Annotated in this window: 23 protein-coding genes; 8 read left to right on the forward strand and 15 right to left on the reverse strand. The window is 63.5% G+C overall.

Going from position 1 to position 23,762, the window contains the following annotated elements:
• Positions 1 to 8: 8 nt before the first annotated feature.
• Complete coding sequence (locus ACFVTG_RS21125; RefSeq protein WP_345448053.1) at positions 9 to 1,358, reverse strand: MFS transporter; 1,350 nt, start codon at positions 1,356 to 1,358, stop codon at positions 9 to 11.
• Positions 1,359 to 1,403: 45 nt separating this feature from the next.
• Positions 1,404 to 2,036: an RraA family protein gene (locus ACFVTG_RS21130; RefSeq protein ID WP_390282782.1), complete on the reverse strand. Its 633-nt coding sequence runs from the start codon at positions 2,034 to 2,036 to the stop codon at positions 1,404 to 1,406.
• Positions 2,037 to 2,302: 266 nt separating this feature from the next.
• Between ACFVTG_RS21130 and ACFVTG_RS21135 the strand changes: the two genes are divergently transcribed.
• Entirely contained in the window at positions 2,303 to 2,761 is a 459-nt protein-coding gene (locus ACFVTG_RS21135; protein WP_269996679.1) for an Lrp/AsnC family transcriptional regulator, read from the forward strand.
• A 2-nt stretch (positions 2,762 to 2,763) separates the two neighbouring features.
• Here ACFVTG_RS21135 and ACFVTG_RS21140 read toward each other — a convergent pair whose 3' ends face one another.
• On the reverse strand, positions 2,764 to 4,656 hold the full coding sequence (locus tag ACFVTG_RS21140) for a DUF222 domain-containing protein (protein ID WP_390282783.1): 1,893 nt from the start codon (positions 4,654 to 4,656) through the stop codon (positions 2,764 to 2,766).
• A gap of 120 nt (positions 4,657 to 4,776) precedes the next feature.
• A complete protein-coding gene (locus ACFVTG_RS21145) occupies positions 4,777 to 5,232 on the reverse strand; it encodes an Lrp/AsnC family transcriptional regulator (RefSeq protein ID WP_234751876.1) in 456 nt (151 codons plus the stop codon).
• A 103-nt stretch (positions 5,233 to 5,335) separates the two neighbouring features.
• Between ACFVTG_RS21145 and ACFVTG_RS21150 the strand changes: the two genes are divergently transcribed.
• Positions 5,336 to 5,971, forward strand: coding sequence for a LysE family translocator (locus tag ACFVTG_RS21150; protein WP_284756058.1), 636 nt, complete (start codon positions 5,336 to 5,338; stop codon positions 5,969 to 5,971).
• A gap of 127 nt (positions 5,972 to 6,098) precedes the next feature.
• Here ACFVTG_RS21150 and ACFVTG_RS21155 read toward each other — a convergent pair whose 3' ends face one another.
• Positions 6,099 to 7,088 carry a hypothetical protein gene (locus tag ACFVTG_RS21155; protein WP_390282784.1) on the reverse strand — a complete coding sequence of 330 codons (990 nt, stop codon included), beginning with the start codon at positions 7,086 to 7,088 and terminating at the stop codon, positions 6,099 to 6,101.
• Positions 7,089 to 7,284: 196 nt separating this feature from the next.
• Between ACFVTG_RS21155 and ACFVTG_RS21160 the strand changes: the two genes are divergently transcribed.
• Positions 7,285 to 7,758, forward strand: coding sequence for a DUF4383 domain-containing protein (locus tag ACFVTG_RS21160; protein WP_284756060.1), 474 nt, complete (start codon positions 7,285 to 7,287; stop codon positions 7,756 to 7,758).
• A gap of 82 nt (positions 7,759 to 7,840) precedes the next feature.
• Here ACFVTG_RS21160 and ACFVTG_RS21165 read toward each other — a convergent pair whose 3' ends face one another.
• From ACFVTG_RS21165 to ACFVTG_RS21185, 5 genes are all read right to left on the reverse strand, one after another.
• On the reverse strand, positions 7,841 to 8,515 hold the full coding sequence (locus ACFVTG_RS21165; protein ID WP_284756061.1) for a response regulator transcription factor: 675 nt from the start codon (positions 8,513 to 8,515) through the stop codon (positions 7,841 to 7,843).
• Complete coding sequence (locus ACFVTG_RS21170; RefSeq protein WP_390282785.1) at positions 8,508 to 9,512, reverse strand: sensor histidine kinase; 1,005 nt, start codon at positions 9,510 to 9,512, stop codon at positions 8,508 to 8,510. The genes ACFVTG_RS21165 and ACFVTG_RS21170 overlap by 8 nt, the downstream gene beginning before the upstream one ends.
• A gap of 712 nt (positions 9,513 to 10,224) precedes the next feature.
• Positions 10,225 to 11,418, reverse strand: a complete 1,194-nt coding sequence (locus ACFVTG_RS21175; RefSeq protein WP_284756064.1) for an NADP-dependent malic enzyme — start codon at positions 11,416 to 11,418, stop codon at positions 10,225 to 10,227.
• Positions 11,419 to 11,657: 239 nt separating this feature from the next.
• Entirely contained in the window at positions 11,658 to 12,260 is a 603-nt protein-coding gene (locus ACFVTG_RS21180) for a TetR/AcrR family transcriptional regulator (RefSeq protein WP_390282786.1), read from the reverse strand.
• Between the two features lie 121 nt (positions 12,261 to 12,381).
• Positions 12,382 to 13,710 (reverse strand): MFS transporter, encoded by a 1,329-nt coding sequence (locus ACFVTG_RS21185; protein ID WP_390282787.1) that lies wholly within the window; start codon positions 13,708 to 13,710, stop codon positions 12,382 to 12,384.
• Positions 13,711 to 13,873: 163 nt separating this feature from the next.
• Between ACFVTG_RS21185 and rraA the strand changes: the two genes are divergently transcribed.
• The 3 genes from rraA to ACFVTG_RS21200 all read left to right on the forward strand — a co-directional run bounded on the left by rraA (position 13,874) and on the right by ACFVTG_RS21200 (position 17,834).
• On the forward strand, positions 13,874 to 14,356 hold the full coding sequence (rraA, locus tag ACFVTG_RS21190) for a ribonuclease E activity regulator RraA (RefSeq protein WP_284756070.1): 483 nt from the start codon (positions 13,874 to 13,876) through the stop codon (positions 14,354 to 14,356).
• Between the two features lie 106 nt (positions 14,357 to 14,462).
• Entirely contained in the window at positions 14,463 to 16,115 is a 1,653-nt protein-coding gene (locus ACFVTG_RS21195; protein WP_390282788.1) for an MDR family MFS transporter, read from the forward strand.
• A gap of 258 nt (positions 16,116 to 16,373) precedes the next feature.
• Complete coding sequence (locus ACFVTG_RS21200) at positions 16,374 to 17,834, forward strand: sugar porter family MFS transporter (RefSeq protein WP_390282789.1); 1,461 nt, start codon at positions 16,374 to 16,376, stop codon at positions 17,832 to 17,834.
• A gap of 77 nt (positions 17,835 to 17,911) precedes the next feature.
• Here the strand turns inward: ACFVTG_RS21200 and ACFVTG_RS21205 are convergent, their stop codons facing one another.
• The 3 genes from ACFVTG_RS21205 to ACFVTG_RS21215 all read right to left on the reverse strand — a co-directional run bounded on the left by ACFVTG_RS21205 (position 17,912) and on the right by ACFVTG_RS21215 (position 20,197).
• A complete protein-coding gene (locus ACFVTG_RS21205) occupies positions 17,912 to 19,138 on the reverse strand; it encodes an MFS transporter (RefSeq protein WP_390282790.1) in 1,227 nt (408 codons plus the stop codon).
• Between the two features lie 26 nt (positions 19,139 to 19,164).
• Complete coding sequence (locus tag ACFVTG_RS21210; protein WP_390282791.1) at positions 19,165 to 19,611, reverse strand: MarR family winged helix-turn-helix transcriptional regulator; 447 nt, start codon at positions 19,609 to 19,611, stop codon at positions 19,165 to 19,167.
• A gap of 82 nt (positions 19,612 to 19,693) precedes the next feature.
• Positions 19,694 to 20,197 (reverse strand): GNAT family N-acetyltransferase, encoded by a 504-nt coding sequence (locus tag ACFVTG_RS21215; RefSeq protein ID WP_284756077.1) that lies wholly within the window; start codon positions 20,195 to 20,197, stop codon positions 19,694 to 19,696.
• A 159-nt stretch (positions 20,198 to 20,356) separates the two neighbouring features.
• Here ACFVTG_RS21215 and cycA point away from each other — a divergent pair, with 159 nt between their 5' ends.
• A complete protein-coding gene (cycA, locus tag ACFVTG_RS21220) occupies positions 20,357 to 21,829 on the forward strand; it encodes a D-serine/D-alanine/glycine transporter (protein WP_390282792.1) in 1,473 nt (490 codons plus the stop codon).
• 141 nt (positions 21,830 to 21,970) lie between these two features.
• On the opposite strand, the gene ACFVTG_RS21225 is transcribed toward cycA, so the two are convergent.
• Positions 21,971 to 22,477, reverse strand: coding sequence for an anthrone oxygenase family protein (locus ACFVTG_RS21225; protein ID WP_390282793.1), 507 nt, complete (start codon positions 22,475 to 22,477; stop codon positions 21,971 to 21,973).
• On the reverse strand, positions 22,474 to 23,205 hold the full coding sequence (locus ACFVTG_RS21230; RefSeq protein ID WP_390282794.1) for an NAD(P)-dependent oxidoreductase: 732 nt from the start codon (positions 23,203 to 23,205) through the stop codon (positions 22,474 to 22,476). The genes ACFVTG_RS21225 and ACFVTG_RS21230 overlap by 4 nt, the downstream gene beginning before the upstream one ends.
• 60 nt (positions 23,206 to 23,265) lie before the next feature.
• On the opposite strand from ACFVTG_RS21230, the gene ACFVTG_RS21235 reads away from it, so the two are divergent.
• A complete protein-coding gene (locus ACFVTG_RS21235; protein ID WP_390282795.1) occupies positions 23,266 to 23,754 on the forward strand; it encodes a MarR family winged helix-turn-helix transcriptional regulator in 489 nt (162 codons plus the stop codon).
• The last annotated feature ends 8 nt before the right edge of the window (positions 23,755 to 23,762 follow it).

Consider the following 23,762-nt stretch of genomic DNA (forward strand, 5'->3'; position numbering starts at 1 on the left):
TGGTTTTACTAGTGAGTCTGCAGGGGCTGTCCCTTGGTTTCCTTCAGGAAGTAGACCGAGACGAGCGTGATGATGGCCGTCCCGATCGAGGCGTACGCGGGAACCATGCTGTTGCCGGTGGCCTTGATCAGTTCCGTCATGACCAGCGGGGCGCTGCCGCCGAAGATGATGGTGCTGATGCTGAAGCCGATGCTGTACGCGCTGTAGCGGACAGTAGTGGGGAACATTTCGGTCAGCACAGTGTGGACGACGGCGGCGTGGCCGGAGAACGCGATGGCCATCACGACCGTGGCAACACAGGCCAGCGGCATGTTGCCAGTGGTGATCATTGCAAACATCGGGTAGGAGACACCGGCCATGAGCACTGCGGAGAGAGCCAATACGGGTTTGCGTCCGATGCGGTCGGACAGGCGGGCCATGAGCGGGATCGAGATGATGATGGCCACCAAGCTGACGGCGGTGACGAGGAGCGCCTGGAGCATGGTGAAGTTGTTGCCCGCACCGAGCTGGGTCTTCAGGTACGTGGGCATGTAAGCGAACAGGAGGTAGTAACCGGGGCCGTTCAGCGCCGGGAGGAAGATGGTCAGGGCGATGGCCTTGAGGTGGCGCTTGGAGGTGAAGACAGTGCGCAGCGGGTTGCGTTCCACCTCGTTGCGCTCTCGGAGTGCCGCGAAGTGCGGGGTGTCTTCCATCTTGGAGCGGATGTAGAAGCCGACGTAGCCCAAGGGCAGGGCGAAGAGGAACGGAATGCGCCACGCCCAGGATTGCATGGTCGAGTCGCCGAGGGTGGTGATGAGGCCGGCGGAGAGGGCGCTACCGAAAAGCAGGGCGCAGAAGGAACCGACCGCGATGAAGCTCATGGAGTAGTTGCGGTGCTTGTTGTGGGCGTATTCGCCCACGAAGGCCATGGCGCCTGCCACTTCCCCGCCGGCTGAGAAGCCCTGAAGGATGCGGAACAGGATCAGCAAGGCCGGAGCGGCCCAGAAGATGACCGAGTACGACGGGATGAGGCCGATGCAGGCAGTGGCCCCGGAGATGAGGAGCAGGAGGACAGCGAGCAGATTCTTGCGGCCCAGCCGGTCACCAAGGAAACCGCAGATGACGCTGCCGAAGGGGCGGGCCAGGAAGCTCACCAGGAAGCCGACGTTGGTCAGGAGCAAGGAGCCGACGTCCTTGGAACCCATGATGTTCATGGCCAGGTACGTGGTCAGCAGGCCGTAGATGCCGTAGTCGTACCATTCCACGAAGGAACCCATGGTGCCGGCAAAGGTTGCTTTGCGCACCATCCTGCCGTCAGCGGTTACGACTTTGATTTGAGCGGTGTTCAGTTCCACTGAGTCCGTCGATTGCTTTGTCATGGTGGGTGCTTTCAGTCTATGAGGGGGCTGGGGTGGGAGAAAGCGCTAGCTGTATTCGCGGGTGATTTCCGCGGTCATCTCGGCCTCGTGCGCGGCCACGGCGATGACCCGTTCCAGGATTTCGGCGGCACGGGCCTGGGGGATGATGACCACTCCGTCGTCATCGGCGGCGACGATATCGCCCGCCGAGCAGACGATTCCGCCGATTGCTACGGGTTCGCCGATGACACCCGGGCCGTTCTTGAACGGACCGGCGGGGGTGACACCCCGCGCAAAGACGGGGAACTTGATTTCGGTGATGGTGGCGCGGTCCCGGATGTAGCCGTCAATGACCGCGCCGGTGGCGCCCGCGGCTTCGAAGCGCTGGGACAGTTGCTCGCCGACGAGGGCGCGGTGTTCGTGGCCGAAGCCGTTGATGACCATCACATCGCCGGGCTGGATGTAGTTCAGCGCTTCGATGACGGCGGCATTGTCTCCGGCGGCGCCCAGGACGGGCAGTGCCGAGCCGACGCAACGGGCGCCTTCCCAGACCGGGCTGATTCCGCCGTCGACGATTCCAAGCCGCTCCATGGCGTCACCGATGTTTGCCACGGGGAACGCTTCGAACGCACGGACCAGTTCGCGGGGCGGCCGGGTCCAGGATGCGGTGCGGACGGTCAGTTCGAGTGTTGTTGCCATTTTCTTCGCCTTTGGTTTCTTCCCAAGAGCCGGCGCCTTGGGTGCCGATCTTCTTGAGACGTCAATCACATATGAGAAGAGTTTCGCGTTTTAAATTCATGCCGTCAAGGCTTTCCCGTTACGGGCATGTAAATGATTCGCAACCATGGCTCGGGGCGAACTGGTCCCGCCGGTGGGCTGCTCGGCCGGGATTGTGCGGGAGAATGGGTTTCGGCTGGACATTCTGACCAGTCGGATCTTCCGCGACTAGGCAGAAAGCGTTAGCGATGCAGGAATTGGATTCAACGGACAAGCGGATCCTTGCCGCGCTCGACGACGACCCCCGGGTGCCGATCATGGTCCTCGCCCAGCGCCTGGGCCTGGCGCGCGGGACGGTCCAGTCGCGCCTGGAGCGAATGTCGGCGTCGGGCGCTTTGCGTCCGAACAGCAGCCGCGTGCTGCCCTCAGCACTGGGCCGCGGCGTTGCGGCGGCGGTAAGTGCGGAGTTGGATCAGAGCCGGCTGAACGAGGCCATCGCTGCCCTGCGCGACATCCCGGAAGTACTCGAATGCCATGCGCCGGCCGGCGACACCGACCTCATCATCCGCGTGGTCGCCACAAGCCCGGATGATCTATACCGGGTATCCGAAGAGATCAGGCTATGCCCGGGAATCGTGCGCACGTCCACTAGCATGTTCCTGCGCGAGGTGATTCCATACCGGACGACGGGGTTGCTGCGAGGCTGAGGTCATATCTGGAAGTAGTGGTTTCTTCTGGGTTTCCGGTCCGGGTCGGTGTGGGGTGGCGGGATGAACCAGGGCACGCCTGTTTGGACTTCGATGCGCCAGTCTTCCTTGTGGATCAGGTGATGGTGGTGGCTGCACAGGAGCGTGCCGTTGGCGGCGCTCGTGGGTCCGCCCCGGGACCAGTACTCGATGTGGTGGGCCTCGCACCACGGGGCCGGCATGGTGCACCCGGGGAAGGCGCAGCCCTTGTCCCGCGCCGTGATCGCCTTGCGCAGGTGCGGCGGGAAGAGCCTTGAGGCCCGGCCGATGTCCAGGACCTGGCCCTCGCCGCCCAGGACCACGGGGATGATGTCCGCGTCGCAGGCTAGTCTGCGCAACGTAGCTGCCCGGACGGGCCCGGTGAACGTGAAGGACCCGGTGCTGCTGAACCCGGTGCCGGTGACCTGCCGGGGGCGGCCGAACAGGGCGGGCTGGCCGGAAACCTCAAACCCCGGCCGGCCGGAACCCTCGCGCCCGAATTGGCCCGTGGGCTCATTTCCAAACGGCGCAGCTTCCCCGAAGGGCTCGGGCTGCCCGTTCTTGGATTGCTGGGCCTGGCTGTATTGGGTGAAGAGTTCGCGGTGGTCGATGGTGGCCATGATCTGCGGGCGGTGGCCGCCGGTGGCGGGCAGGGACCCGGTGGCCAGGGCGAGCCGGCAGGCGCCGACCAAACCGTCCAGGAGCTTCTGCGCCCTCGACCTCCGCTCCAGCGGCTCGTTTCCACCGTCCGGATTGTTTCCGCTGTCCGGATCTGCAGGTCGGTCGTTTCCTTCCACGCCGGCGCCGGTGCCCTCGGGTAGGCGGGTGCGGGGGTTGGTGGCGGTGTTCATGACGGTGAGCAGGTGTTCGTATTGTTCGGTGGTGGCGTAGATCTCCACGTGCTGCAGGCCGTGTTTGGGGCGGCGCAGGAACGCGCCCTGGTGGTAGCGGAGGGATTCTTCGGAGGGTTCCGGGCCGTCCTGGTCGATCGCCTCGACCCAGCGCCGGGCGACCCTGGCCAGGAAATCCGGATCGTTCTCCTGCGCGGTGCGGGTCAGGGCGTGTTCCATCTCCGCCGCCTTCTCCGGGCCGCACAGTGGACGCACCTTCTCCACGGCCATCGTGATGATCCCGGCTGTCCGCGACCCGATGACCCCGGACGCCAGCGCCGCGGCCGTTTCTTCGTGCCGGGGCGGGACCGTCTGTCCGGTGAGGCCGCGGCCCGGCACCAGGTCCCGGGCCAGGGCCAGACGGCGCCTGGCCTCGGCGGCACTGATCCGCAGCAACGAACGCAGATGCTCAGCCGTGTTCCGGAACTCTCCGCCACGAGCGCTCCCGGTTCCCCGCACCGAAGAAGCCGCATCCGCCTCACGGCTGACAGTCCCTGGGCCCTGCAACGCCCCACCCGGCACCGGGCCGGAGGCACCACCCTGCGCGTCCATGCGGCCTGCCATGGTCTCGGAGGTCCAGCCCACGCCAGGGCCCGTATCCGCCTCCGCGGCCCAGCCCGTCGTCCAGCCCGGCTCGGTGGCGGGTTCAGCGCTCCGGGCCCTGTCCAGCCCTGCAGCGGCGAGCAGTTGGAGATAATCCAGGGCGCGGGAAAGTTCCTCAACCCCGGACACGAACGCGACGGCCTCTTGGAAACCCAGCCGTCCGACGTCGTCGGCCGCCTTGCCGGCCAGCGACCTGACTGCCGCCACGGCCCCGTCCAGAACGGCCTGCCGACCGCCGAGATCGCGCGGATCTGCGAAGGCCAGCCCGCCCGGAAACCCGCCCGCAACCCCGGCAAAGCGCGGCGCCCGGGCATGATGGGACGCCACGAAAAGCCCGCCGGACCCAAGGTCCTGCCGGGTACCGACGCATCCGATCGCTTCCATGGAAACACTCTGCCAGGGGGCTACGACATTTTAGGCCGGTCCCAGATCCGGCCACCGATACCTACCGCATGGCCCGGCAACGAATCCAAAGCCCGGCCGGTTCCGTCATTTAACCCGGACTCAGACCGGCGGTCCCGCGTTCGGCTTCAGGTTCTTCATCACCAACGTCGAGTTGAGGCGCTCGACGGCGGGAAGCGCCGAGAGTTGGTCGTCGTAGAAGCGCTGGTAGGCCGGGAGATCGGCGGCGATCACGCGGAGGAGGTAGTCCGGCGAGCCGAAGAGCCGCTGGGCCTCGACGATGTTCGGAATGGCTGCCACCCGGTCTTCGAACTCCGACATCGTGGCGCGGTCAGCCTGGCGCAGGGTCACAAAGACTATGGCCTCGAATCCCAGGCCAATCGCACCCGGATCGATGTCTGCCCTGTACCCCCGAATGACGCCGGAGGCCTCGAGATCCCGCAGCCTTCGATGGCACGGAGCCACGGTCAATCCCACCTTGGCGGCGAGCGCGGTGGCAGTCATTCGGCCATCCTCTTTGAGGTGGCGCAAAATAGTTCTATCTATTCCATCAATCACGCAAACATCTTACCGAAACCTCGGCAAGCCTGGCTAAAAATGGGAACACTTATGGGCGGATTTTCCATAAAGTTCATGGTGTAACCGCCAGCCAGGAGCCACCATGAATCCCCAGCTTTTTCTCGCCTTCGTCATAGTCGCTGTCACCTTGGCGTGCACCCCGGGCGTCGACTGGGCATATTCGATTGCCGCAGGCCTGCGCCGGCGCAGCTTCTTCCCCGCTGTGGCCGGCCTGTGCAGCGGATACGTGCTGCACACGGCCCTCCTGGTGGCCGGACTCGCAGCCCTTTTAACGGGCGTTCCGGGGCTTCTCGGCTGGTTGACGGTCGCTGGCGCGGGCTACTTGCTCTGGCTGGGCGTGAGCACCATGCGCTCGTGGCGCGGCGCGAGCTTCAGTGCGGATGACGCCGTCGGGCAGTCCCGAAACCAGATGCGCACCTTCCTGCAGGGTATGGGCACGAGCGGCATCAATCCCAAGGGCCTGCTGTTCTTCCTGGCGCTGGTGCCGCAATTCGTGAGCCCGGAGGCTTCGTTGCCGGTGCCGGTGCAGTCCGGCGTACTGGGCCTCACCTTCGTCTTGTTCGCGGGCATCATTTACACCGTGGTGGCCCTGACTTCGCGAAAGCTGCTGCAGTCCAGGCCCTCCGCCGCCCGCGTGGTGACCCTTGCGAGCGGAATCATCATGGTGGGACTCGGCGTCGTTCTGTTGGGCGAACAGTTGCTTCCGCTGCTCCGGTGACGCGGCCTCCGGGTGGGATCGCTCTGAGGAGGCAGCGACGGACGCAATGCTGTCGGCGCCGTGGGGGTTTCGATTCGCGGAGTCCTCCGCGCGCTTCGGGACTAACCGCGCGTCGTTAGTCCCGGCGTTAACCGCCCGGCTCGCCGAAGTCCTTGTTCCACATTCGACGCACCTCGATGTCCTTGCGAATCCCGTCGACGGCATCCGGCTCAGCGTCCTCCGGCTTGCCGCGCCGGACCCGCTCAGCAACAAAGGGCCGCGGGCTGGGACGCCGCCTGACCTCAAGCTTCGACAGTGCCCTGTCCGTAAGCGCGTCATTGCGCAAGGCGAGGCTGGTCTTCTTCCTCCGGAGTACCTCCACGAGAGCGGCCTGTGCCGCCTCCCGCTCCCCCAACACCCTGAGCGACTGCGCCCGAATCAGCAGGAGCGCCGCCGAGAGGTCGTCCGTGTTGCGCAGCCCCTCCGTCCAGGCGACGACGTCGGCGTGCCGCTCGAGCGCTGCCGCCGCAGTGCAGCGGGCCAAGGCGGTGGGCAACGACGGCGGCAAGCTGGCAAGGGCGTCCAGGGCCTCTGCCGTCTGGCCCGTTTCCCGGAAGCAATGCGAGAGGGCAAGGAACACGGATTCCTCGCTGAACAGGACGGGGACGTCAATCCGCTCCGCTACCTCGACCCGCGTGACCACCCTGCGAAGGTAACTTGCGGAGAACTGGCTGGCGGCGTCGTCGATCCGAATGGACAAGCCCCGCTGCAGCAGTTCCGACGCCCGAAAATATCCACCGTGTTTGTACACAAGCAGCCCGGCAATCACGTAGCAGAGGCCAGCCCAGCCGGGGTAGCTGCGCGCCAAGGTAATCAGGCGGTCCGGTTCCGTGCTGGTAAAGACCGCGTCGTACACCGATTTGGCGGTCTTGCCGGCCAGCCGCTTGAGCCTCGGAACGTCCCCCGCGACGTCGATCCGGCCAGCGGCCTTTCCTTTCAGGAAGCCCCAAATCGCACCGCTCAAGCCCTCAGCCAGTCCACCCACCGATGTGCGGACATGTCCATTCCGGAACGGCGTGATGTCCCTGGTGTCCCAGAAGATCGCTCCACGGACTCCGGGAACCGATGGCTCACTCACGGTTGCCCTGGAATCGCAGGACAAAGCGTCGCAGAATTGGGCGTCACAGAACCATGCTAGCTCCGCATGTCCCAGCTTCTCCCCTCTATTCCGGGGTTTTCGGGAGTATGATATCCCCGTCGGCAGGGTTCCGACTCCTTGCCGCGATACGGCCCTCCATTTGAAGGGCCGATGGAAATCGTGATCGGGAGGAGCTATGACTACTGCTTCACACCCCGCGCAGCACCACCACGTGATGGGGCTGACGCTGCACAACACAGCACTGGTTTTGGGCTGGGTTTTCCTGGCTGTTGGCGTCTTGGGATTTATCCCGGGCATCACCAGCAATTACGGCGCCATGGCCTTTGCAGGACATGACTCGGGCGCCATGCTTCTTGGAGTCTTCCAAGTATCCGTCCTGCACAATATTGTCCATTTGCTGTTCGGCGCAGCAGGCCTGTACTTCGCGAGGACTGGAAGGATGGCGCGCGGTTACTTGATCGGTGGCGGCGCAATCTACCTCGTCCTGTGGATCTACGGTCTCATCACCATGTCCAGCATGAGCGCTGACTTCGTGCCCATGAACGCCGCGGACGACTGGCTGCACCTGGTTCTCGGTGTTGTCATGGTTGCCCTTGGCATTTGGCTTGGACGCGATGTAAGAGAGGAGTCGAAGGGCCGCGCCATGTAGCGCCCCCGACTCTGCAACACTCTGCAGTTGCACGACGGCGGCCGTCCCTTTCGGGCGGCCGTCGCCTTTGCGTTCTGGTTGCCTACCCGAGAAGCCTGCGTTCGTAGGCGAATGCCACCAGCTGAAGCCTTGTGCGCAGCCCCAGCTTGCTGAGGACACTGCGCAGATGGGATTTCACTGTGGCCTCGGAGACAAACAGGCTTTGCGCCATCTCGGCGTTCCCTAAGCCTTTGGCCGCCAGCAGGAACACATCCCGCTCGCGTGGAGACAGCTCGTCCATCGCGGCGAGGTCCGGCCCGGCGACCGGCACCGTCCTGGCTGCGTGCTGGAAGAGCTCGTGAACCGAACCAGGCGCGATCACCGAGTATCCCGAATACACGGTTCGGATGGCGGCCAGGAGGAATTCCGGTTCCGCACTCTTGAGCAGGTACCCGCTCGCTCCCGCCTGCACGGCTTCAACCACGGCCTGGTCCCTGTTGAAGGTGGTCAGGGCAATGATCTTTGGCTTGTCCGCTCCCGCCGCATCGGCTTCCTCCGTGATGCGGCGCGTGGCCTCGACTCCATCCAGCACGGGCATCCGAAGGTCCATCAGCATGACGTCCGGCCGCTGCTCGGCCGCGAGCATCACGGCTTGTTCGCCGTCGTCGGCCTCCCAGGCCATGTCCATGTCCGCCTGGCTCTGCACCAGCATGCGGATGCCGGAACGGAACAGTGGTTGGTCGTCCACTAAGGCAACCGTGATGGGTGTTTCAGCCACGTCCGACGCTTCCCCGCTCAGGGCCCGACGACGGCGAGGCGCCCTCGAGAGCCAGCGCCGGCTCCTGCTCCAGTCCCTTGGCGGACGAAACACCCTCCTCTTCCGCCCCACCTTCCGGAAGGAGCGCTGCCGGGCGCGATCCATAGGGGATGAAGACCGTCACGCGGAACTGCTCGCCGTCGGGCCCGGAACTGAGCCAGCCTCCGGCTAGATGCGCACGCTCGCGCATTCCGGGAATGCCGCGCCCCACGCGCTCGGCGGCACCGCCGTCGTCCGTCCCCCCAATCGAAACGGACCCCGGCAATTCCGAAGCAACGTGCATGGTCAGCCCTGGGCCGCTCCAGTCGAAGTGAAGGCGCACGGCCGTGCCGCGTCCTCCGTGCTTGAGGGCGTTCGTCAAGCACTCCTGCACAATCCGGAATACGGCGAGTTGCTGGCCCGCGCCAAGGTCCACCGGGGTTCCGGTTTCGCTCTGCTGGACCTTGAGGCTCCCCTGCCGCATCCGCTCGACAAGAGGCCCGACGTCGGTGAGCCGGGGCTGCGGAGTTACCAGGCCGTCGTCGCGCACTCCTTCAATGACGCGCTGGGCGTCCACCAATGCGTGGCGGGCCGATACCGCAATGTTCTCCAAAGCGTCGAGCACTGCCTTGGGTTGGTCTTGGCTGAGGTAGCGGGTGCCGTCGGCTTGCGCGGCGATCACTGCGAGCGAATGCGCCAAGACGTCGTGGAGGTCCCGGGCGATCCGCGTGCGCTCCTGCTCCACGACCAGCTCGACTTCGGTCTCCTTGAGGTTTGCCTGGACGAGGACCTTGGACTGGAAGAGCTTGCCCCGGTCCTCGTAAAGGCGCAGGGCGAGGCCCGCTGCGGCGCAACCAGCTGCGATGAGGAAAAGGAACGAGAAGACCTGCCAGCCGTTGTTGGCCAGGGCGAATCTGTCGCCCATAAATAACGGGCGGAACCAGCCAACGCCCTGCCCGTAGCGCCACGACAACATCATGAAAACCATTACACCGGCGAAAGCCACGTTGCTCCCGGCGACAACAAATTGCAGACGACCCCTCGCAGTCCACATCGAAAACCCCAAGGCAATGAATGAGCCCAAGTAAATCGCCCAATCATTGGAATCAGGCTCCGGGATGAAGTACACCAACTGACCCATTAGCAAGACGGCCGTGAATCCCAGAGAGAGCGCGGGTCGCCATGCCGAGACAGCAATGGCGAAGGTGGTCAAGATCAGTATCGAAAATCTTGACAGAATAAGCTTCCACAATTCGGCCCAATGGGGAAGCCATGCCGCCATAAATCCCAGTTCCGCCACGCACCACAGTGCGAAGAAAATGACGGCCGCCGCAGGGGCGCCCCAATGCCGTACAACCTTCAGTGTCTGTTCCATGTCAGCCACACTATCCACGGCCAGGGACGCGGGACCGCCGATTCTGCCCTCCAGCGTCCGATCTCCACCCGGAAGCCAGCGGATTCATCCTTGGAGCCAACGCGAGATGTGAGCGAGCGTCAGTCGAAAGGGCGCCAAAGGTGAGCGAGCGTCAGTCGATGCAAACGCTCGCTCACATATCCGGCCCAAATCCCAAACCCTCGCTCACCAGCGCTGAAGTTGGTCCCCGAGAACGACGGCGGAACAAAAGAACGACGGCGACCCTCCCCAGCACGGGAGGGTCGCCGTCGTCGGCTCGTTGGATTAAGCGCGCGGGCTATTCAGCCGCCGCCGCAACTGCCGCCGTAACCGCAGGAGCGACACGGGGATCCAGGGGGCTGGGCACGATGTAATCGGCGGAGAGTTCTTCCTCGGCCAGCGCGGCGATGGCGCGGGCTGCGGCGATCTTCATGGCCGGAGTGATGCGACGTGCGCCAGCGTCCAAGGCTCCGCGGAAAATTCCGGGGAAGGCAAGGACGTTGTTGATCTGGTTCGGGAAGTCGCTCCGGCCGGTGGCCACGACGGCCGCGTACTTGACGGCGACCTCGGGCAGGACTTCCGGGTCCGGGTTGGACAGGGCGAACACGATCGAATTCTCGTTCATGAGCTTCAAGTGTTCCTCGGCCAGCTTGGACGAGGAAACGCCGATGAACACGTCGGCGCCCTGCAGTGCCTCCGCGGGTCCGCCGGAAAGGGCGCGGGGGTTGGTGCGCTGGGCGAAGCGGGCCTTGACGCTGCCTGAATCCGCCACCAGGTCGGCGCGCTCGGAGTTGATGATCCCCTTGGAATCCAGAAGGACGACGTCCTTGACGCCCGCGGTCAGCAGGATCTCGGAGACGGCGATGCCCGCGGCACCCGCACCGGAGACCACGACTTTCAGTCCCTCAAGCTCACGGCCGGTCACCTTGGCGGCGTTGGTCAAGGCTGCGAGAACCACGACGGCGGTGCCGTGCTGGTCATCGTGCATGACAGGGCAGTCGAGGGCTTCGATGAGGCGCTCTTCGAGTTCGAAGCAGCGGGGCGCGGAGATGTCTTCGAGGTTGACTGCACCGAAGCTCGGACGCAGGCGGACAAGGGTCTCGATGATTTCGTCCACGTTGGTGGTGTTGAGGACCAAGGGGATGGAGTCGAGATCGCCGAAGGCCTTGAAGAGCGCGGACTTTCCTTCCATGACCGGGAGGGAAGCGCTGGGTCCGATGTCGCCCAGGCCCAGGACAGCGGTCCCATCGCTGACGACCACCACGAGGCGCTCGGCCCACGTGTGGGTGCGTGCAAGCTCGGGGTTGGCGTGGATCGCTCGGCTCACCTCTGCGACGCCGGGAGTGTAGGCGATGGAAAGGTCCCGCTTGTTCAAAAGCGGCACGGTGCTGGACACGGAGAGCTTGCCGCCTTCGTGGGCGCTGAAGATTTCCTCTTCGCTCAGCGCCAGGGCAGTCAGATTCTGTTCAGGGGTGATGGTCTCGACGGACACGTCGTTGTCTCCTCAGGCTAGCCGTGAACCCACGGCACAATTCGGGCAGGTATAGAGGCTTCGGTGCCGGACCAAGGGTGGCTGGTCCGTGCGGTGAAACTCCTGCGGATATGGGCTGCTAGCCGCTTGGGTCCTGTCTTCGTAGACAGGGGCCTGATAGGAAGACTAGAGACATCCAGTCATAAACTCATACTTTTGGTCGTAGTGGTCTAGACCAATTACGTTGATTCCCGGAAAAGCTACGCGTCCGCAATCAACTTGCAGGCGTTCTTGAGGTCCTTCTCGGCGTCGAAAAGTGAGATCCGGCGGCAGTTGACGGACTGGACCAGACCACTGATTACGTGGAGCAGAATCCGGGCCCGCCCGGTGTCGCCGATCGCGGCCGCGACCATCTCCGCCGAGAGCACCTCGATATCGCGCAAGAGTACGGGGATGTCACCGTCGCGGGTGTCCCACGTGCGGGACAGACAGTGTTCGACTGCGGGTTGCATGACCCGCATGTGGAAGATCTCCATCCCGAGACCGGTGAGCTCTTGCTGGCTGCACCTCGAAGATGCCGGCTTGGCGTCGTTGAGTTCCCGGAGCTGCTGCCGGTAGACGGCGAGCATCAGATGGACCGTGGACGGAAAGTAACGGTAGAGCGTCCCGAGCGGAACGTGCGCCCGAGTGGATACATCCGAGAGGCTCACAGTATCGAACTGCCGCTGGGCGAATCCCGCGGCAGTCTTCAGTATCCGGGCGTAGCGCAATAGCTGTCTCGGCGTGGTGGGAGCAGCCGCCATTTGGGGCAACCCCGCGGCCAGATCCAGCGAATACGGTTCCAAGGAGTTCGGTTCGGACATTTCCGGCGTTCTGTTGGTTTGGGCTTCGTTCGGGGAGATTGCGCGGCCCCCCATAGACCGAGCGCGTCCTGACAATGATACGGCAGCAAGTTGTCAGTTCCCTGAGAACGGATTCCCAGGTCTATGCTACGCCCTTGATCTTCACCACGAATACCGCTCCCAGCAAGCCAATGACAGCTGCGGCCACATAAAGCGAGACGTACCCACCCCAGAACACAACGAAAACGGAGGCAATCGCCGGCGCAATCACCTGCGGCAAAGAATTGGCCACGTTGATAACCCCGAGGTCCCTGCCCCGGTCCAGCGCAGTGGGGAGCACCTGGGTAATGAGCGCGAAGTCGACCGCGAGGTACGCGCCAAAGCCGATACCGAGCACCACCGCGCCGGCAATGGCGCCCGTCCACGTGGGTTCGAACGCGAGGATCAGGCTTGCGATCGAAATGACGATGGAGGAAACAATCACCAGAGGTTTGCGTTTGCCCATGCGGTCGCTGATGGCACCGCCCACCACACTGGTGATGATCACCATGACGGCATAGAGGCCCGTCAGGATGAGGACCCCGAACTCAGGCTTGAGGCCCTGGGTCTCCTCGAGATGCACGGCATCCTTGAGGAAGAACAGCAAGTACAACGTGACCATGTGGTTGCCGATATTGACCAGCAGGCGCGTCAACCAGGCCCACGCGAAGTCCGGGTATTTGACGGGCGAGATCCAAAATCCCTTGACGAATGTCCAGAGTTTGAACGGTGGCCTTGCCTCCGGAACGAGAGGCACGTCGCCACTCTTGAAAAGGTAGAGCACGACACCGGCCATCAGCGCGGCAGCACACACGATGTAGCCGAGGGCAAAGTTCCCCGAAACTACGGAAGCGATCACAGCACCCGCGAGAATGCCCACGGTCTGGCCCATGGCCGCAAGGCCGCCGACCGCGCCGCGTTGGGGCACCGGCACTCGATCCGGAATAGCCGCTGTGATGGCCGCATAGGCTCCATTACAGCCGGCCTGGACCAGGCACCACAGAATAGTCATGATCGCCACATTGGGAGCTCCCGCCAAGGCCACCAAGGCTACGACGCCCAAAATGGCACCGAAGAGCACCCAAGGGACGCGCCGACCGAAGCGGGACGTGGTGCGGTCGCTGAACGCACCAAAGAGGGGATTCGCGACCATCGACACCGCAGCACCACATCCTGTAACGAGCGCAAGGATGGCTTCCTTCTGGCCCTCATCGAAGTGGATGGCCTGCTGCCCTAGCAAAACCTGGAGAGGGCCGAAGAAGGCGGCGTTGATGCCCACATTGACGAGCACCACTCCGGTGACCCAGAGAGAGCGGACGCGCTCCACGGGCTCGGCGAGCGCCATCGTCGGGCCTTCTGTTCGCGCAAGATCCAGGGCAGGATCCGTCACCGGTCTTTCAGGTAATGAACCGGGCAGATCGGACAGGCTCATGACGGTGCTCCCCTAGCCTCTGGACGTGTGAATTCAGCCTAGCGCCGCGGGAGCCTGCCCGGCTGTCATGAAGGCGCGTATGTGGACAACCGGCGCGTCCAAGACCCGCCATGGCAAGGCCGCTCGCGTTAGGGTAACTCCAACGGACCGAGGAGGATCAACGATGAACAGCCCAGCGAACCCCATCAACACAGCCGATCTCTATGACGAGCGTGCCGAAGAAGTTGAGTCGATATCACTGCAGTTCCAGGACCTCGGCGGCGTCTCGCACTTCAACGGACCCGTGCGCACCATCAAGTGCTTTGAGGACAATGCACTCGTCAAGACCGTCCTGGCAACCCCCGGCGAAGGTGCCGTGCTGGTGGTGGACGGCTACGGCTCCCTGCGCACAGCCCTCATGGGGGACATGATCGCCGAGAGCGCAGTCGCGAACGGCTGGTCCGGCGTCGTGATCAACGGGGCCATTCGCGATCGCGTGGCTATTGCGAAGCTGCCTTTGGGCGTCAAGGCACTGGGAAGCAACCCCAAGAAGAGCTCCAAAGTGGGCCGTGGCGAAGTGGACATCCCCTTGGTGATTGACGGAGTGCACATCGAACCCGGCAACCTGATCTACTGCGATCCCGACGGGATTCTCATAGAGCGGTGACATTTTTCTCTCCAATCGGGTAAGACAGGGAATACAGGAGCCATTAGGATAGTTACTGAAAGCAACTATCCTGCTTAGTCCCCTTACATCCACCCTTGGAGAAGCAATGTCCAACGCCACGCCTGTGCGGGCCGCCGGAGAGGTCTTGACACACCGTCAGACGCTTACCGTCATGGTGGGCCTCATGCTCGGCATGTTCCTGTCCTCCCTGGACCAGACCATCGTGTCCACGTCCATTTACACGATCGCCAACGACCTCGATGGCCTGTCCCTGCAGGCGTGGGCCACCACGGCCTACCTCATCACCTCCACGGTGAGCACCCCGCTCTACGGCAAGCTCAGCGACATATTCGGCCGCCGCCCGCTGTACCTGGCTGCGATCCTGATCTTCCTGGCCGGCTCCCTGTACGCCGGTTCCGTGCATTCCATGACCGAGCTCGCCATTGCCCGCGGCATCCAGGGAATGGGCGCCGGCGGTCTGCTGGCCCTCGCACTGACCATCATCGGCGACATCGTTGCCCTCAAGGATCGTGCCAAGTACCAGGGCTACTTCATGTCCGTCTTTGGCGTCTCCTCGGTGCTCGGACCCGTAGTCGGCGGTGCCTTCGCAGGATCGGCCAACATCCTCGGCTTCGACGGCTGGCGCTGGGTCTTCTTCATCAACCTGCCCATAGGCCTTGCCGCGCTGGCTGTCGTGTTCTTCTATCTGCACCTGCCCGCGAAGCACGTCAAGCAGAAAATCGACTACTGGGGCGCTGCAGCCATCACGCTGGCAATCGTCCCGCTGCTGCTCGTGGCCGAACAAGGCCGCAGCTGGGGCTGGACCTCCGTCAACTCGTGGATCTGCTACGGCCTCGGCGTCGTTGGCATCGTGGCGTTCCTGCTGGTTGAGCGGCGTGCCGGCGACTATGCGCTGATCCCCCTGCGGCTCTTCAGGAACATCACCTTCGGACTGTCCTCCCTGTTGAACTTCATCATCGGTATCGGCATGTTCGGGGCCATCGCGATGCTCCCGATGTACCTGCAGCTGGTCAAGGGCCTCACCCCCACCGAGGCGGGCCTCATGATGATCACCTTCACGGTGGGCATCCTCTTCGGTTCCATTACAGCGGGACGGACCATCTCGGCGTCGGGCGTTTTCCGGATCTTCCCGATCCTCGGCACGGGCATCCTCACCGCCGCCGCCATCGTCATGGGACTGTCCCTCGGCGTGGACACCGGGCTCTGGGTTCCCGGCCTGATCGCCGTGTTCTTCGGCATGGGCCTGGGCTTCTGCATGCAGCCGCTCACGTTGGCCATGCAGGTCTCCGTGCCGCCGAAGGACATGGGTGTGGGCACGTCCACCGCGGCATTCTTCCGTTCCATGGGCGGCGCAGTGGGTACAGCGGTGTTCATCTCGATGCTCTTCAGCCTGGCCGCCGACAAGATCGCCTCAGGCATGAAGGACGCCATCGGCAACGCCGACTACCTCAAGGTGCTCAAGGATCCCGCGGTTGCCGCGGATCCCGCCAACGCCAAGCTGTACGACTTCTTCAAGAACGGCGCGACGAACGATTCGCTGAACGACACCAGCTGGCTCCACCATGCCAACCCGGCGCTCACACGGCCCATTCTTGAAGGCTTCGCGCAGTCGATCGACACCGTGATGCTGACCGCCGCCGCGCTCACCGGCCTCGCGTTCCTGATCACCTTCGCTTTGCCGAACAAGAAACTCACGGACCCGAAGGCGGCGGCGAAGGAATCCGTTTCCGCACACTAATATCTCGAACCGCGTCACGGCAGGCAGTCTTTTGGACTGCCTGCCGTTGTCGTTTCCAGCGTTCGCGCGGTGGAGTGCCCGACGGCGGCGCGAAAGTTTGCGCGGCGTGACACTTCCGGTGTGCCTGGCCGCGTTGATTGGAAGTCACGCTGGCGGCGTGCCACACTGTGTAGCGCGAGTGCACCGGCGTCCCCGTCGGAATCAGCTGCCGACGACGACCGCGCCGCACAATCCACCACATTTCCCCAAGGGAGAGCCATGCCCAAATCCAGCTCCGACAGCCATTCCGGCGTCCCACGCAAGGTAATTGGCCTGGCCGTTGCCGGAGCTGTGGGCGGTTTCCTCTTCGGCTTCGATTCCTCCGTGGTCAACGGCGCCGTCGATGCCATGAAGGACGAATTCATGCTGAGCGAAGCCGTCACGGGCTTCGCTGTGGCGGTCGCGTTGCTCGGCTGCGCGGCAGGGGCATATCTTGCGGGCAAGGTAGCGGACCGCTACGGCCGAATCCCCGCCATGAAGCTTGGTGCTGCCCTTTTCCTCGTCAGCTCCATCGGGACGGGCTTGGCTTTCAGCGTCTGGGACCTGGTTTTCTGGCGCTTGGTTGGCGGCCTGGGCATCGGCCTCGCGTCGGTGATCGCGCCGGCCTACATCTCGGAAATCTCGCCGCGCCAGGTCCGTGGGCGGCTCGCGTCGCTGCAGCAGTTGGCGATCACCACCGGCATTTTCGCGGCGCTGCTATCCGACGCCGTCCTGGCGACTTCCGCGGGAAGCGCCCACCATGCTTTGTGGCTCGGAATTGAGGCCTGGCGCTGGATGTTCATCGCGTGCGCCGTGCCCGCCGCGATATACGGCCTGATCGCCTTCCGGCTGCCGGAGTCCCCGCACTTCCTGGTCCTCAACGGCAAGGAAGACACCGCACGCAAGATCTTCGACACCCTGATGCCCGGCGACGACACCGAACGCCACATCCGTGAAATCCGCGACTCAATCAAGCAGGACGAGCTCTCCACCAAGAAGGGCTCGCTCCGGGGCAAGGCCTTTGGCCTGCAGCCAGTGGTGTGGATCGGCATCATCCTGTCCGTGCTGCAGCAATTCGTCGGCATCAACGTGATCTTCTACTACTCCACCACCCTGTGGAAAGCAGTCGGCTTCCACGAGCAAGACTCCCTGGCCATCTCCGTCGCAACGTCCGTCACCAACATCCTGGTCACCCTCGTGGCCATCGCCCTCGTGGACCGCATCGGCCGCCGGCCCATCCTATTGACGGGCTCCATCGGCATGGCCGTGTCCCTCGGTGCCATGGCGCTGGCCTTTTCTTCCGCCACCGGGACGGGCTCTTCGGTGTCCTTGACCGGGGCCTGGGGTCCTGTGGCCCTCGTGGCTGCAAACGTGTTCGTGGTGAGCTTCGGCGCCTCGTGGGGACCCCTGGTGTGGGTGCTCCTGGGCGAGATCTTCCCCTCACGCATCCGTGCCCGCGCGCTCGGCCTGGCCGCCGCGGCCCAGTGGATCGCCAACTTCGCCATCACCTTGAGCTTCCCCATCATGGCGGCGGGTTCGCTTCCGCTGACTTACGGCATGTACGCAGGGTTCGCCGCGGCGTCGTTCTTCTTCGTCATGTTCAAGGTGCCCGAAACCAACGGCATGTCCCTTGAGCAGGCCGAGACCTTGTTCGTCCCGAAGGGCTCCAAACCTGCGGAGCTCGCGCCCGCACCCAAGTAGCCCCCACCCAAGTAGATCGCAGTAGTTGTCGTTTTGAGGCTTCATAACGACAACAACTGCGAGCTGGTTGGGCCCTCCTACACGAGGTGCGGTTCGTGGGACTTCAGGAACCGGCGGCCGCCCACGGCCACGAGGATCGCGAACGCGAGGGCAAGGGCCGCGGCGAAGAACGGAACCTGCGGGCCAAAGTGCTCACCCAGCTGTGCCGCCACAAACGGAGCCAGCGCGCCGCCCATCCAGCGCACAAAGTTGTAACCGGCCGAGGCCACGGGACGCGGCGAATCGGAGACTTCCATGGCCAGTTCGGTGTACAGCGTGTTGTTGATGCCAAGCAGGGCGCCCGCCACAATGACAAGCACGACGACGGCAGTCACCGAGTGCCCCGCAGCCAGTCCCAGCCCGACGAGGTCCAGCAAGAGCGCCCCAAGGGTGCCGACCAGGACGTTGGTGGTGCCGAAGCGACGCTGCAGCACGGGTGCCACGAAGACCGAGAACACAGCCACTGCCACACCCCAGCCGAAGAACACAGCACCGATACCGTAGGCGTCCATTCCCAGGATGAAGGGCGTGAAGGCCAGGATCGTGAAGAAGCCGTAGTTGTAGAACAGGGCACTGGCCGCAGTGGTGCGAAGGCCCTTGTGGCCCAGGGCAAGGAGCGGGTCACCCAAACGGGCCTTCGTTGCCGGCGTCGGGGTCTTGGGCAACAGGGCCAACAAGGCGATGAAGGAAACGGCCATGAGGACCGCCGTTCCGAAGAACGGTGCACGCCACTGCCAGCCGCCGAGGAGCGCGCCGAGCAATGGGCCCAGTGAAATACCCAGGCCAAGGGCGGCCTCGTACAGGATGATGGCCGTTCCGGTTCCGCCGCTCGCGACGCCGACAATCACGGCAAGCGCGGTGGCCACGAAGAGGGCGTTGCCAAGTCCCCAACCAGCGCGGAATCCGACCAGCTCACCCACGCTTCCGGACAGGCCCGAGAGCGAGGCGAACGCGACAATCAGGGCAAGGCCGATCATGAGGGTCTTTTTGCCGCCGATCCGTGAAGAGACGAAACCGGTCACGAGCATCGCGACGGCGGTAACCAGGAAGTAGCTCGTGAAGAGCAAAGACACTTGGCTGGGGCTGGCCTGGAGGTTCTTGGCGATGGCCGGCAGGATCGGGTCTACCAGGCCGATGCCCATGAAGGCGAAGACGGCGGCAATCGCCGTGGCCCACACAGCTTTGGGCTGCTTGAGGAACGAGGCCTTCTCGGCCTCGAGGGTTTCTTCCGCTGGCTGCAGTTGCTCTGCGAGCTGGCCTTTCACGGAGTGCTCTCCTAGTTTCGGCTTGTTCAGTACTGGACTGAGTGGTTGATCTTGTCGAACACCGGAAGGGCGGCTTGGACAGCGTCGCGTTCGGACTGGCTCAGCGCTCCGAGGATCCCGGCGATGAATTCGTTGCGGCGCCGGTCTGCCTTCTCGACGGCGGCACGCCCCGCCGCGGTCGCGGCGACGCGGACGGCGCGGGAGTCGTCCGGGTCTGCTTCGCGTTTGACCAGGCCCGCGCGCTCAAGCTTGATGATCTGCTCCGTGGCGCTGGGGACCTTGACCCCAAGGTTCCGCGCGATTCCCCCGACGCGGGCACCGCCGTCGAGCGCCATCTTGAGGACGCCAAGCTGGGCCGAGCTGAGTTGCTCCTCGGAATCGAGGCGGCGCATCACGTAGACGCTCTGCCGCAAGGCTTCCCGGAATGATTGGGCGAGGGCGAGCAGCGCGTCGTCAGCTGGACTGGTGTTCATATTTAGGTATCCTAACAGTTAGGCTGCCTAAATATCAAGGGATGCCGGACTTTTCCTCGAGATTGCCTCCAGGCTGCCGGCGCTACAGCGCCAGCTTCATTCCCTCGTGGCTGGCCACGAAACCAAGCCGCTCATAGAAGCGATGGGCGTCCTTGCGCGACTTGTCGCTGGTGAGCTGGACCAGGGTGCAGCCCCTGTTCCGGGCCTCTTCGATGGCCCATTGCATCATGGCCGCACCCACGCCATGATCCCGCAACTCTGCGGCGACGCGCACGGCCTCGATCTGGCAGCGCAGCGAGCCCTTCCTGGCCAGGCCCGGGATGAAACTCAGCTGGAAAGTTGCCACGCAAGCGCCGTTCAAGTGGCCCACCACCAACAGTTGGGCCGGATCCTCGTTGATCTGTTGAAACGCCTGCAGATAGGGGCCGACGTCGTCGGCGTTTTCGCGGGAACTACCCAACTGATCGGCCGCGAGCAATCTCAGAATGGCGGGGAGGTCCTCCCAATGGGCCCGGCGGAGCGTGAAGACGCCTTCGTCCAGAACCATGCTCAACAGCGGCTTCACTCCTGGATTTGTGTGACTCATAGCACCAGCCTGACACAAGCTGGAGGATTCTTTTTGCTAGCCTTCATGAATTCTGGGTGAAACGATCAATCACAATCTTTTCGATTGTTCGAGTTACTTTGGACTAGCAGATTTGTTAGCCACGTCACCATTGCGGCGAATCACCCGAAGGATGCAAAAATGTCTGACCAGACAACCACGGGGCAACGCACTGCCTCCAGCAAAGACAGCGAGCCGCATCTGGCACGCTCACTGAGCAACCGCCACATCCAGCTGCTTGCCATCGGCGGCGCCATCGGCACAGGCCTGTTCATGGGCTCCGGAAAGACCATCTCCGTCGCCGGTCCGTCCGTGATCTTCGTGTACATGATCATCGGCTTCATGCTGTTCTTCGTCATGCGCGCCATGGGACAGCTCCTCCTGTCCAACCTGAACTACAAGTCCTTCAGCGACTTCGCCGGCGACCTCCTCGGTCCCTGGGCAGGTTTCTTCACCGGTTGGACCTACTGGTTCTGCTGGGTGGTAACGGGGGTGGCCGATGTCATCGCCATTGCGGGCTACGCCAATGAGCTCTGGCCGGGGGTGCCGCTCTGGATTCCGGGCCTCGCGACCATCGTCATCCTGCTCCTCTTGAACCTCCCCACCGTGAAGGCCTTCGGCGAGACTGAATTCTGGTTCGCCCTCATCAAGATCATCGCCATTGCCGCTTTGATCATCGTGGGTATCGTGATGATCTCCACCGGCTTCAAGTCCGACGCCGGAGCCGCGAGCTTCACCAACCTCTGGAGCCACGGCGGGTTCTTCCCCAAGGAATTCATGGGCTTCGTTGCCGGCTTCCAGATCGCGGTCTTCGCCTTCGTGGGTATCGAACTGGTGGGCACCGCCGCGGCCGAAACCAAGAACCCGGAGCACAACCTGCCCCGCGCCATCAACGCCATTCCGGTCCGCGTCATGCTGTTCTACGTCGGCGCGCTCATCATCCTGATGTCCGTCATCCCGTGGACCGAGTTCAAGGCCGGCCACAGCCCATTCATCGCCATGTTCTCCCTGGCAGGACTGGGCATCGCGGCCACCGTGGTGAACCTCGTGGTCCTGACTTCCGCCATGTCCTCGGCCAACTCCGGTATCTACTCGACGTCGCGCATGGTGTTTGGCCTGGCGAATGACGGCGATGCCCCCAAGATGTTCGGCCGCCTTTCCAGCCGCAAGGTTCCCCAGAACGCCCTATTCCTGTCCTGCGTGCTGCTCCTTGGCGGCGTCGCACTGCTCTACGCGGGCAAGGACATTGGAGCAGCCTTCGACATGGTCACCACCGTGTCCGCCGTCTGCTTCATGTTCGTCTGGTCGATCATCCTGGCCAGCTACCTCGTTTTCCGGAAGCGCAGGCCTCACCTCCACGAGGCATCCACGTTCAAGATGCCCGGCGGGATCGTGATGGTGTGGGTGGTCTTCGCATTCTTCGGCTTCCTGGTCTGGGCCCTGACGACGCAGCCGGACACCCTCACGGCACTGCTCGTAACGCCCATCTGGTTCGCGATCCTCGCCGTGGCCTACGCCCTGGTCCGGAAGTCTCCGCTGCACCAGGCCCGCGTCGCCGAGTGGAAAGCCATGGCCGAAACCGAGACGACCGCCGTCGAAGCCTCCGCCCGCTAGGACGCTCGCTCACATATAGCGGCGGTTCTTCCAACGCTCGCTCACATGTAGCGGCAAAACCCGAAACCCTCCTTCACGTCATCATGTGAAGGAGGGTTTCGACTGTCCCGCCAAAGGCGGGTGAGCGTTGGGCGCCGGGACTTATGCTGGCGCGGGCTGCAAACTCCGACGGCGGATCGGTTGTCGCGCCGCGGCGACTGACAAAGCTCCGAAGGCCAAGAACGCAGCAAAGGTTCGTACTGCGTGGCCCACCTGCCAACGGTCGCGTATGTCCGCCCAGTCCCCTGGCGGGTTGCTGACGTTCCATCCAGCTTCGGCCAGATTGATAGGAACGTTGACTACGAGTGTGGTGATCAAGGCCGCGAGCAGCAGCGCAAGGGCGCCGGCCACCAACCAGAAACCGCGATCCCTTGTCTTGAGCTCCATCAATACCAGGGCCGCCGTGGCAATCAGCGCTGGAAACAGTAGGACTGAGGCCAGGAGAGGCAGCCCGACGAGGGCCACCTGCTGGAGCTGGGCGTAAACCGTGCTGCTAAATTGCCGCAAGGACAATTCCAAGACGAGTATCCCAGCGAGGAACCCCGCGAACAGGCCGACGAATACAAGCCCAGCGATACGGACCACTGACTGGATGGCTAGACGGCTCATGACAACTTTCCCTCGGGGACGCTATCCGGCGCGGCCTTCTTGCTGCTGGCCTCGCGGAAAAGCAGCTGAATGAGGCTCGGCTTCTGCGAAAAGGTTGCAACTGCTACGTTCTTGCGCACGAACTCGTCCGAAGTGAGTTGCCTCAGCATGGAGTCCGCCAGGTCGGCCCGCGACGTGAAAGTGCCATTTATGTAGTCAACGGCCATCTTGTATTCAGTCACGGAATCGGTTTCGAAAAGACCGGAAGGCCGCATGATTGTCCAATCCAAGCCACTGGCGGCGACAGCAGATTCCATTCGCCGCATGTCCTCGTACAGGGTCTTCCCCAGGAGCTTGGTAACGAGTGGCTGCAGCAATTTCTCGAAAAGGAACCCTCCGTGCGGGCCGGCCGTAGTGTCGGTGGCGCTTGAGCTCACGCAGACCAATCGACGGACGCCGTGGTTGCCCATTGCCCGGATGATGTTGCCGGTGCCCACTGAATAGACCGTGATCGGCTGGCGGCTGTATGGAACGCCGAGGGTTGAGAGGACGGCATCACTTCCTTCGACGACGGCGCTCACGTCATCGAAGTTGTACACATCGGCGCCGACCACACTTAGGCCGGGAGCGGAAATCGGGAATTCGTGCGGCCTGCGCGTGACAGCGGTGACGACGTGTCCGGCGTCGAGCGCTTGTGCGGTGAGAATCCTTCCGGTGGGGCCGTTTGCCCCGAATACTGCGATCTTCATGTGATGCGGCCTCCGGTATTCTTGTCCTAGGAAAACCATACAATACAGAAACGATATCATATGAGTTCCATATCAAATCAAGAGGCCGCAACTCCGCGCCTTCGGCGGCGCGCTGTCGCTGAGCTCAAAGCCGAGCTTCGGGGCGTACGCGTGCAACTAGCCGTACTCAATCACCAGGTCGGCACCCAAGCCGAGCTGAAGGACGTTGACCTTGATTGTCTTGACCTGATCTCGAGCCGCGGGCCGCTCAGCCCGAGCATGTTGGCCAAACACGCGGGCCTGCACCCGGCCACCATGACTGGCATCCTCGACCGGCTTGAACGCGGCGGTTGGATTGTCCGGGACCGCGATCCGTCCGACCGGCGCGCCGTGGTGATCCGGGTTCTTCCCGACAGAAACGCCGAGATGTTCCGCCTCTACTCGGGAATGAACAGCCTCATGGACACCATCTGCGCAGACTACGACGACGCTGAAATCGCAGTCATTACCGACTTCCTGCGGCGGGTCCAGGCCGCCGGAAGAACGGCGTCGGAAGAACTCGGCAATTGATCGACGCT

Source organism: Arthrobacter sp. NPDC058127, from assembly GCF_042884555.1.
GTDB lineage: Bacteria > Actinomycetota > Actinomycetes > Actinomycetales > Micrococcaceae > Arthrobacter.

Excerpts from the sequence above, each read along its gene's own strand:
- ACFVTG_RS21200 (WP_390282789.1), top strand. The coding sequence starts at position 16,374 with ATGCCCAAATCCAGCTCCGACAGCCATTCCGGCGTCCCACGCAAGGTA.
- ACFVTG_RS21160 (WP_284756060.1), top strand. The coding sequence starts at position 7,285 with ATGACTACTGCTTCACACCCCGCGCAGCACCACCACGTGATGGGGCTG.
- ACFVTG_RS21180 (WP_390282786.1), bottom strand. The coding sequence starts at position 12,260 with ATGTCCGAACCGAACTCCTTGGAACCGTATTCGCTGGATCTGGCCGCG.
- ACFVTG_RS21230 (WP_390282794.1), bottom strand. The coding sequence starts at position 23,205 with ATGAAGATCGCAGTATTCGGGGCAAACGGCCCCACCGGAAGGATTCTC.
- ACFVTG_RS21140 (WP_390282783.1), bottom strand. The coding sequence starts at position 4,656 with ATGGAAGCGATCGGATGCGTCGGTACCCGGCAGGACCTTGGGTCCGGC.
- ACFVTG_RS21210 (WP_390282791.1), bottom strand. The coding sequence starts at position 19,611 with ATGAACACCAGTCCAGCTGACGACGCGCTGCTCGCCCTCGCCCAATCA.
- ACFVTG_RS21215 (WP_284756077.1), bottom strand. The coding sequence starts at position 20,197 with ATGAGTCACACAAATCCAGGAGTGAAGCCGCTGTTGAGCATGGTTCTG.
- ACFVTG_RS21235 (WP_390282795.1), top strand. The coding sequence starts at position 23,266 with ATGAGTTCCATATCAAATCAAGAGGCCGCAACTCCGCGCCTTCGGCGG.
- ACFVTG_RS21225 (WP_390282793.1), bottom strand. The coding sequence starts at position 22,477 with ATGAGCCGTCTAGCCATCCAGTCAGTGGTCCGTATCGCTGGGCTTGTA.
- rraA (WP_284756070.1), top strand. The coding sequence starts at position 13,874 with ATGAACAGCCCAGCGAACCCCATCAACACAGCCGATCTCTATGACGAG.
- ACFVTG_RS21195 (WP_390282788.1), top strand. The coding sequence starts at position 14,463 with ATGTCCAACGCCACGCCTGTGCGGGCCGCCGGAGAGGTCTTGACACAC.
- cycA (WP_390282792.1), top strand. The coding sequence starts at position 20,357 with ATGTCTGACCAGACAACCACGGGGCAACGCACTGCCTCCAGCAAAGAC.
- ACFVTG_RS21125 (WP_345448053.1), bottom strand. The coding sequence starts at position 1,358 with ATGACAAAGCAATCGACGGACTCAGTGGAACTGAACACCGCTCAAATC.
- ACFVTG_RS21135 (WP_269996679.1), top strand. The coding sequence starts at position 2,303 with ATGCAGGAATTGGATTCAACGGACAAGCGGATCCTTGCCGCGCTCGAC.
- ACFVTG_RS21185 (WP_390282787.1), bottom strand. The coding sequence starts at position 13,710 with ATGAGCCTGTCCGATCTGCCCGGTTCATTACCTGAAAGACCGGTGACG.
- ACFVTG_RS21130 (WP_390282782.1), bottom strand. The coding sequence starts at position 2,036 with ATGGCAACAACACTCGAACTGACCGTCCGCACCGCATCCTGGACCCGG.
- ACFVTG_RS21170 (WP_390282785.1), bottom strand. The coding sequence starts at position 9,512 with ATGATGTTGTCGTGGCGCTACGGGCAGGGCGTTGGCTGGTTCCGCCCG.
- ACFVTG_RS21150 (WP_284756058.1), top strand. The coding sequence starts at position 5,336 with ATGAATCCCCAGCTTTTTCTCGCCTTCGTCATAGTCGCTGTCACCTTG.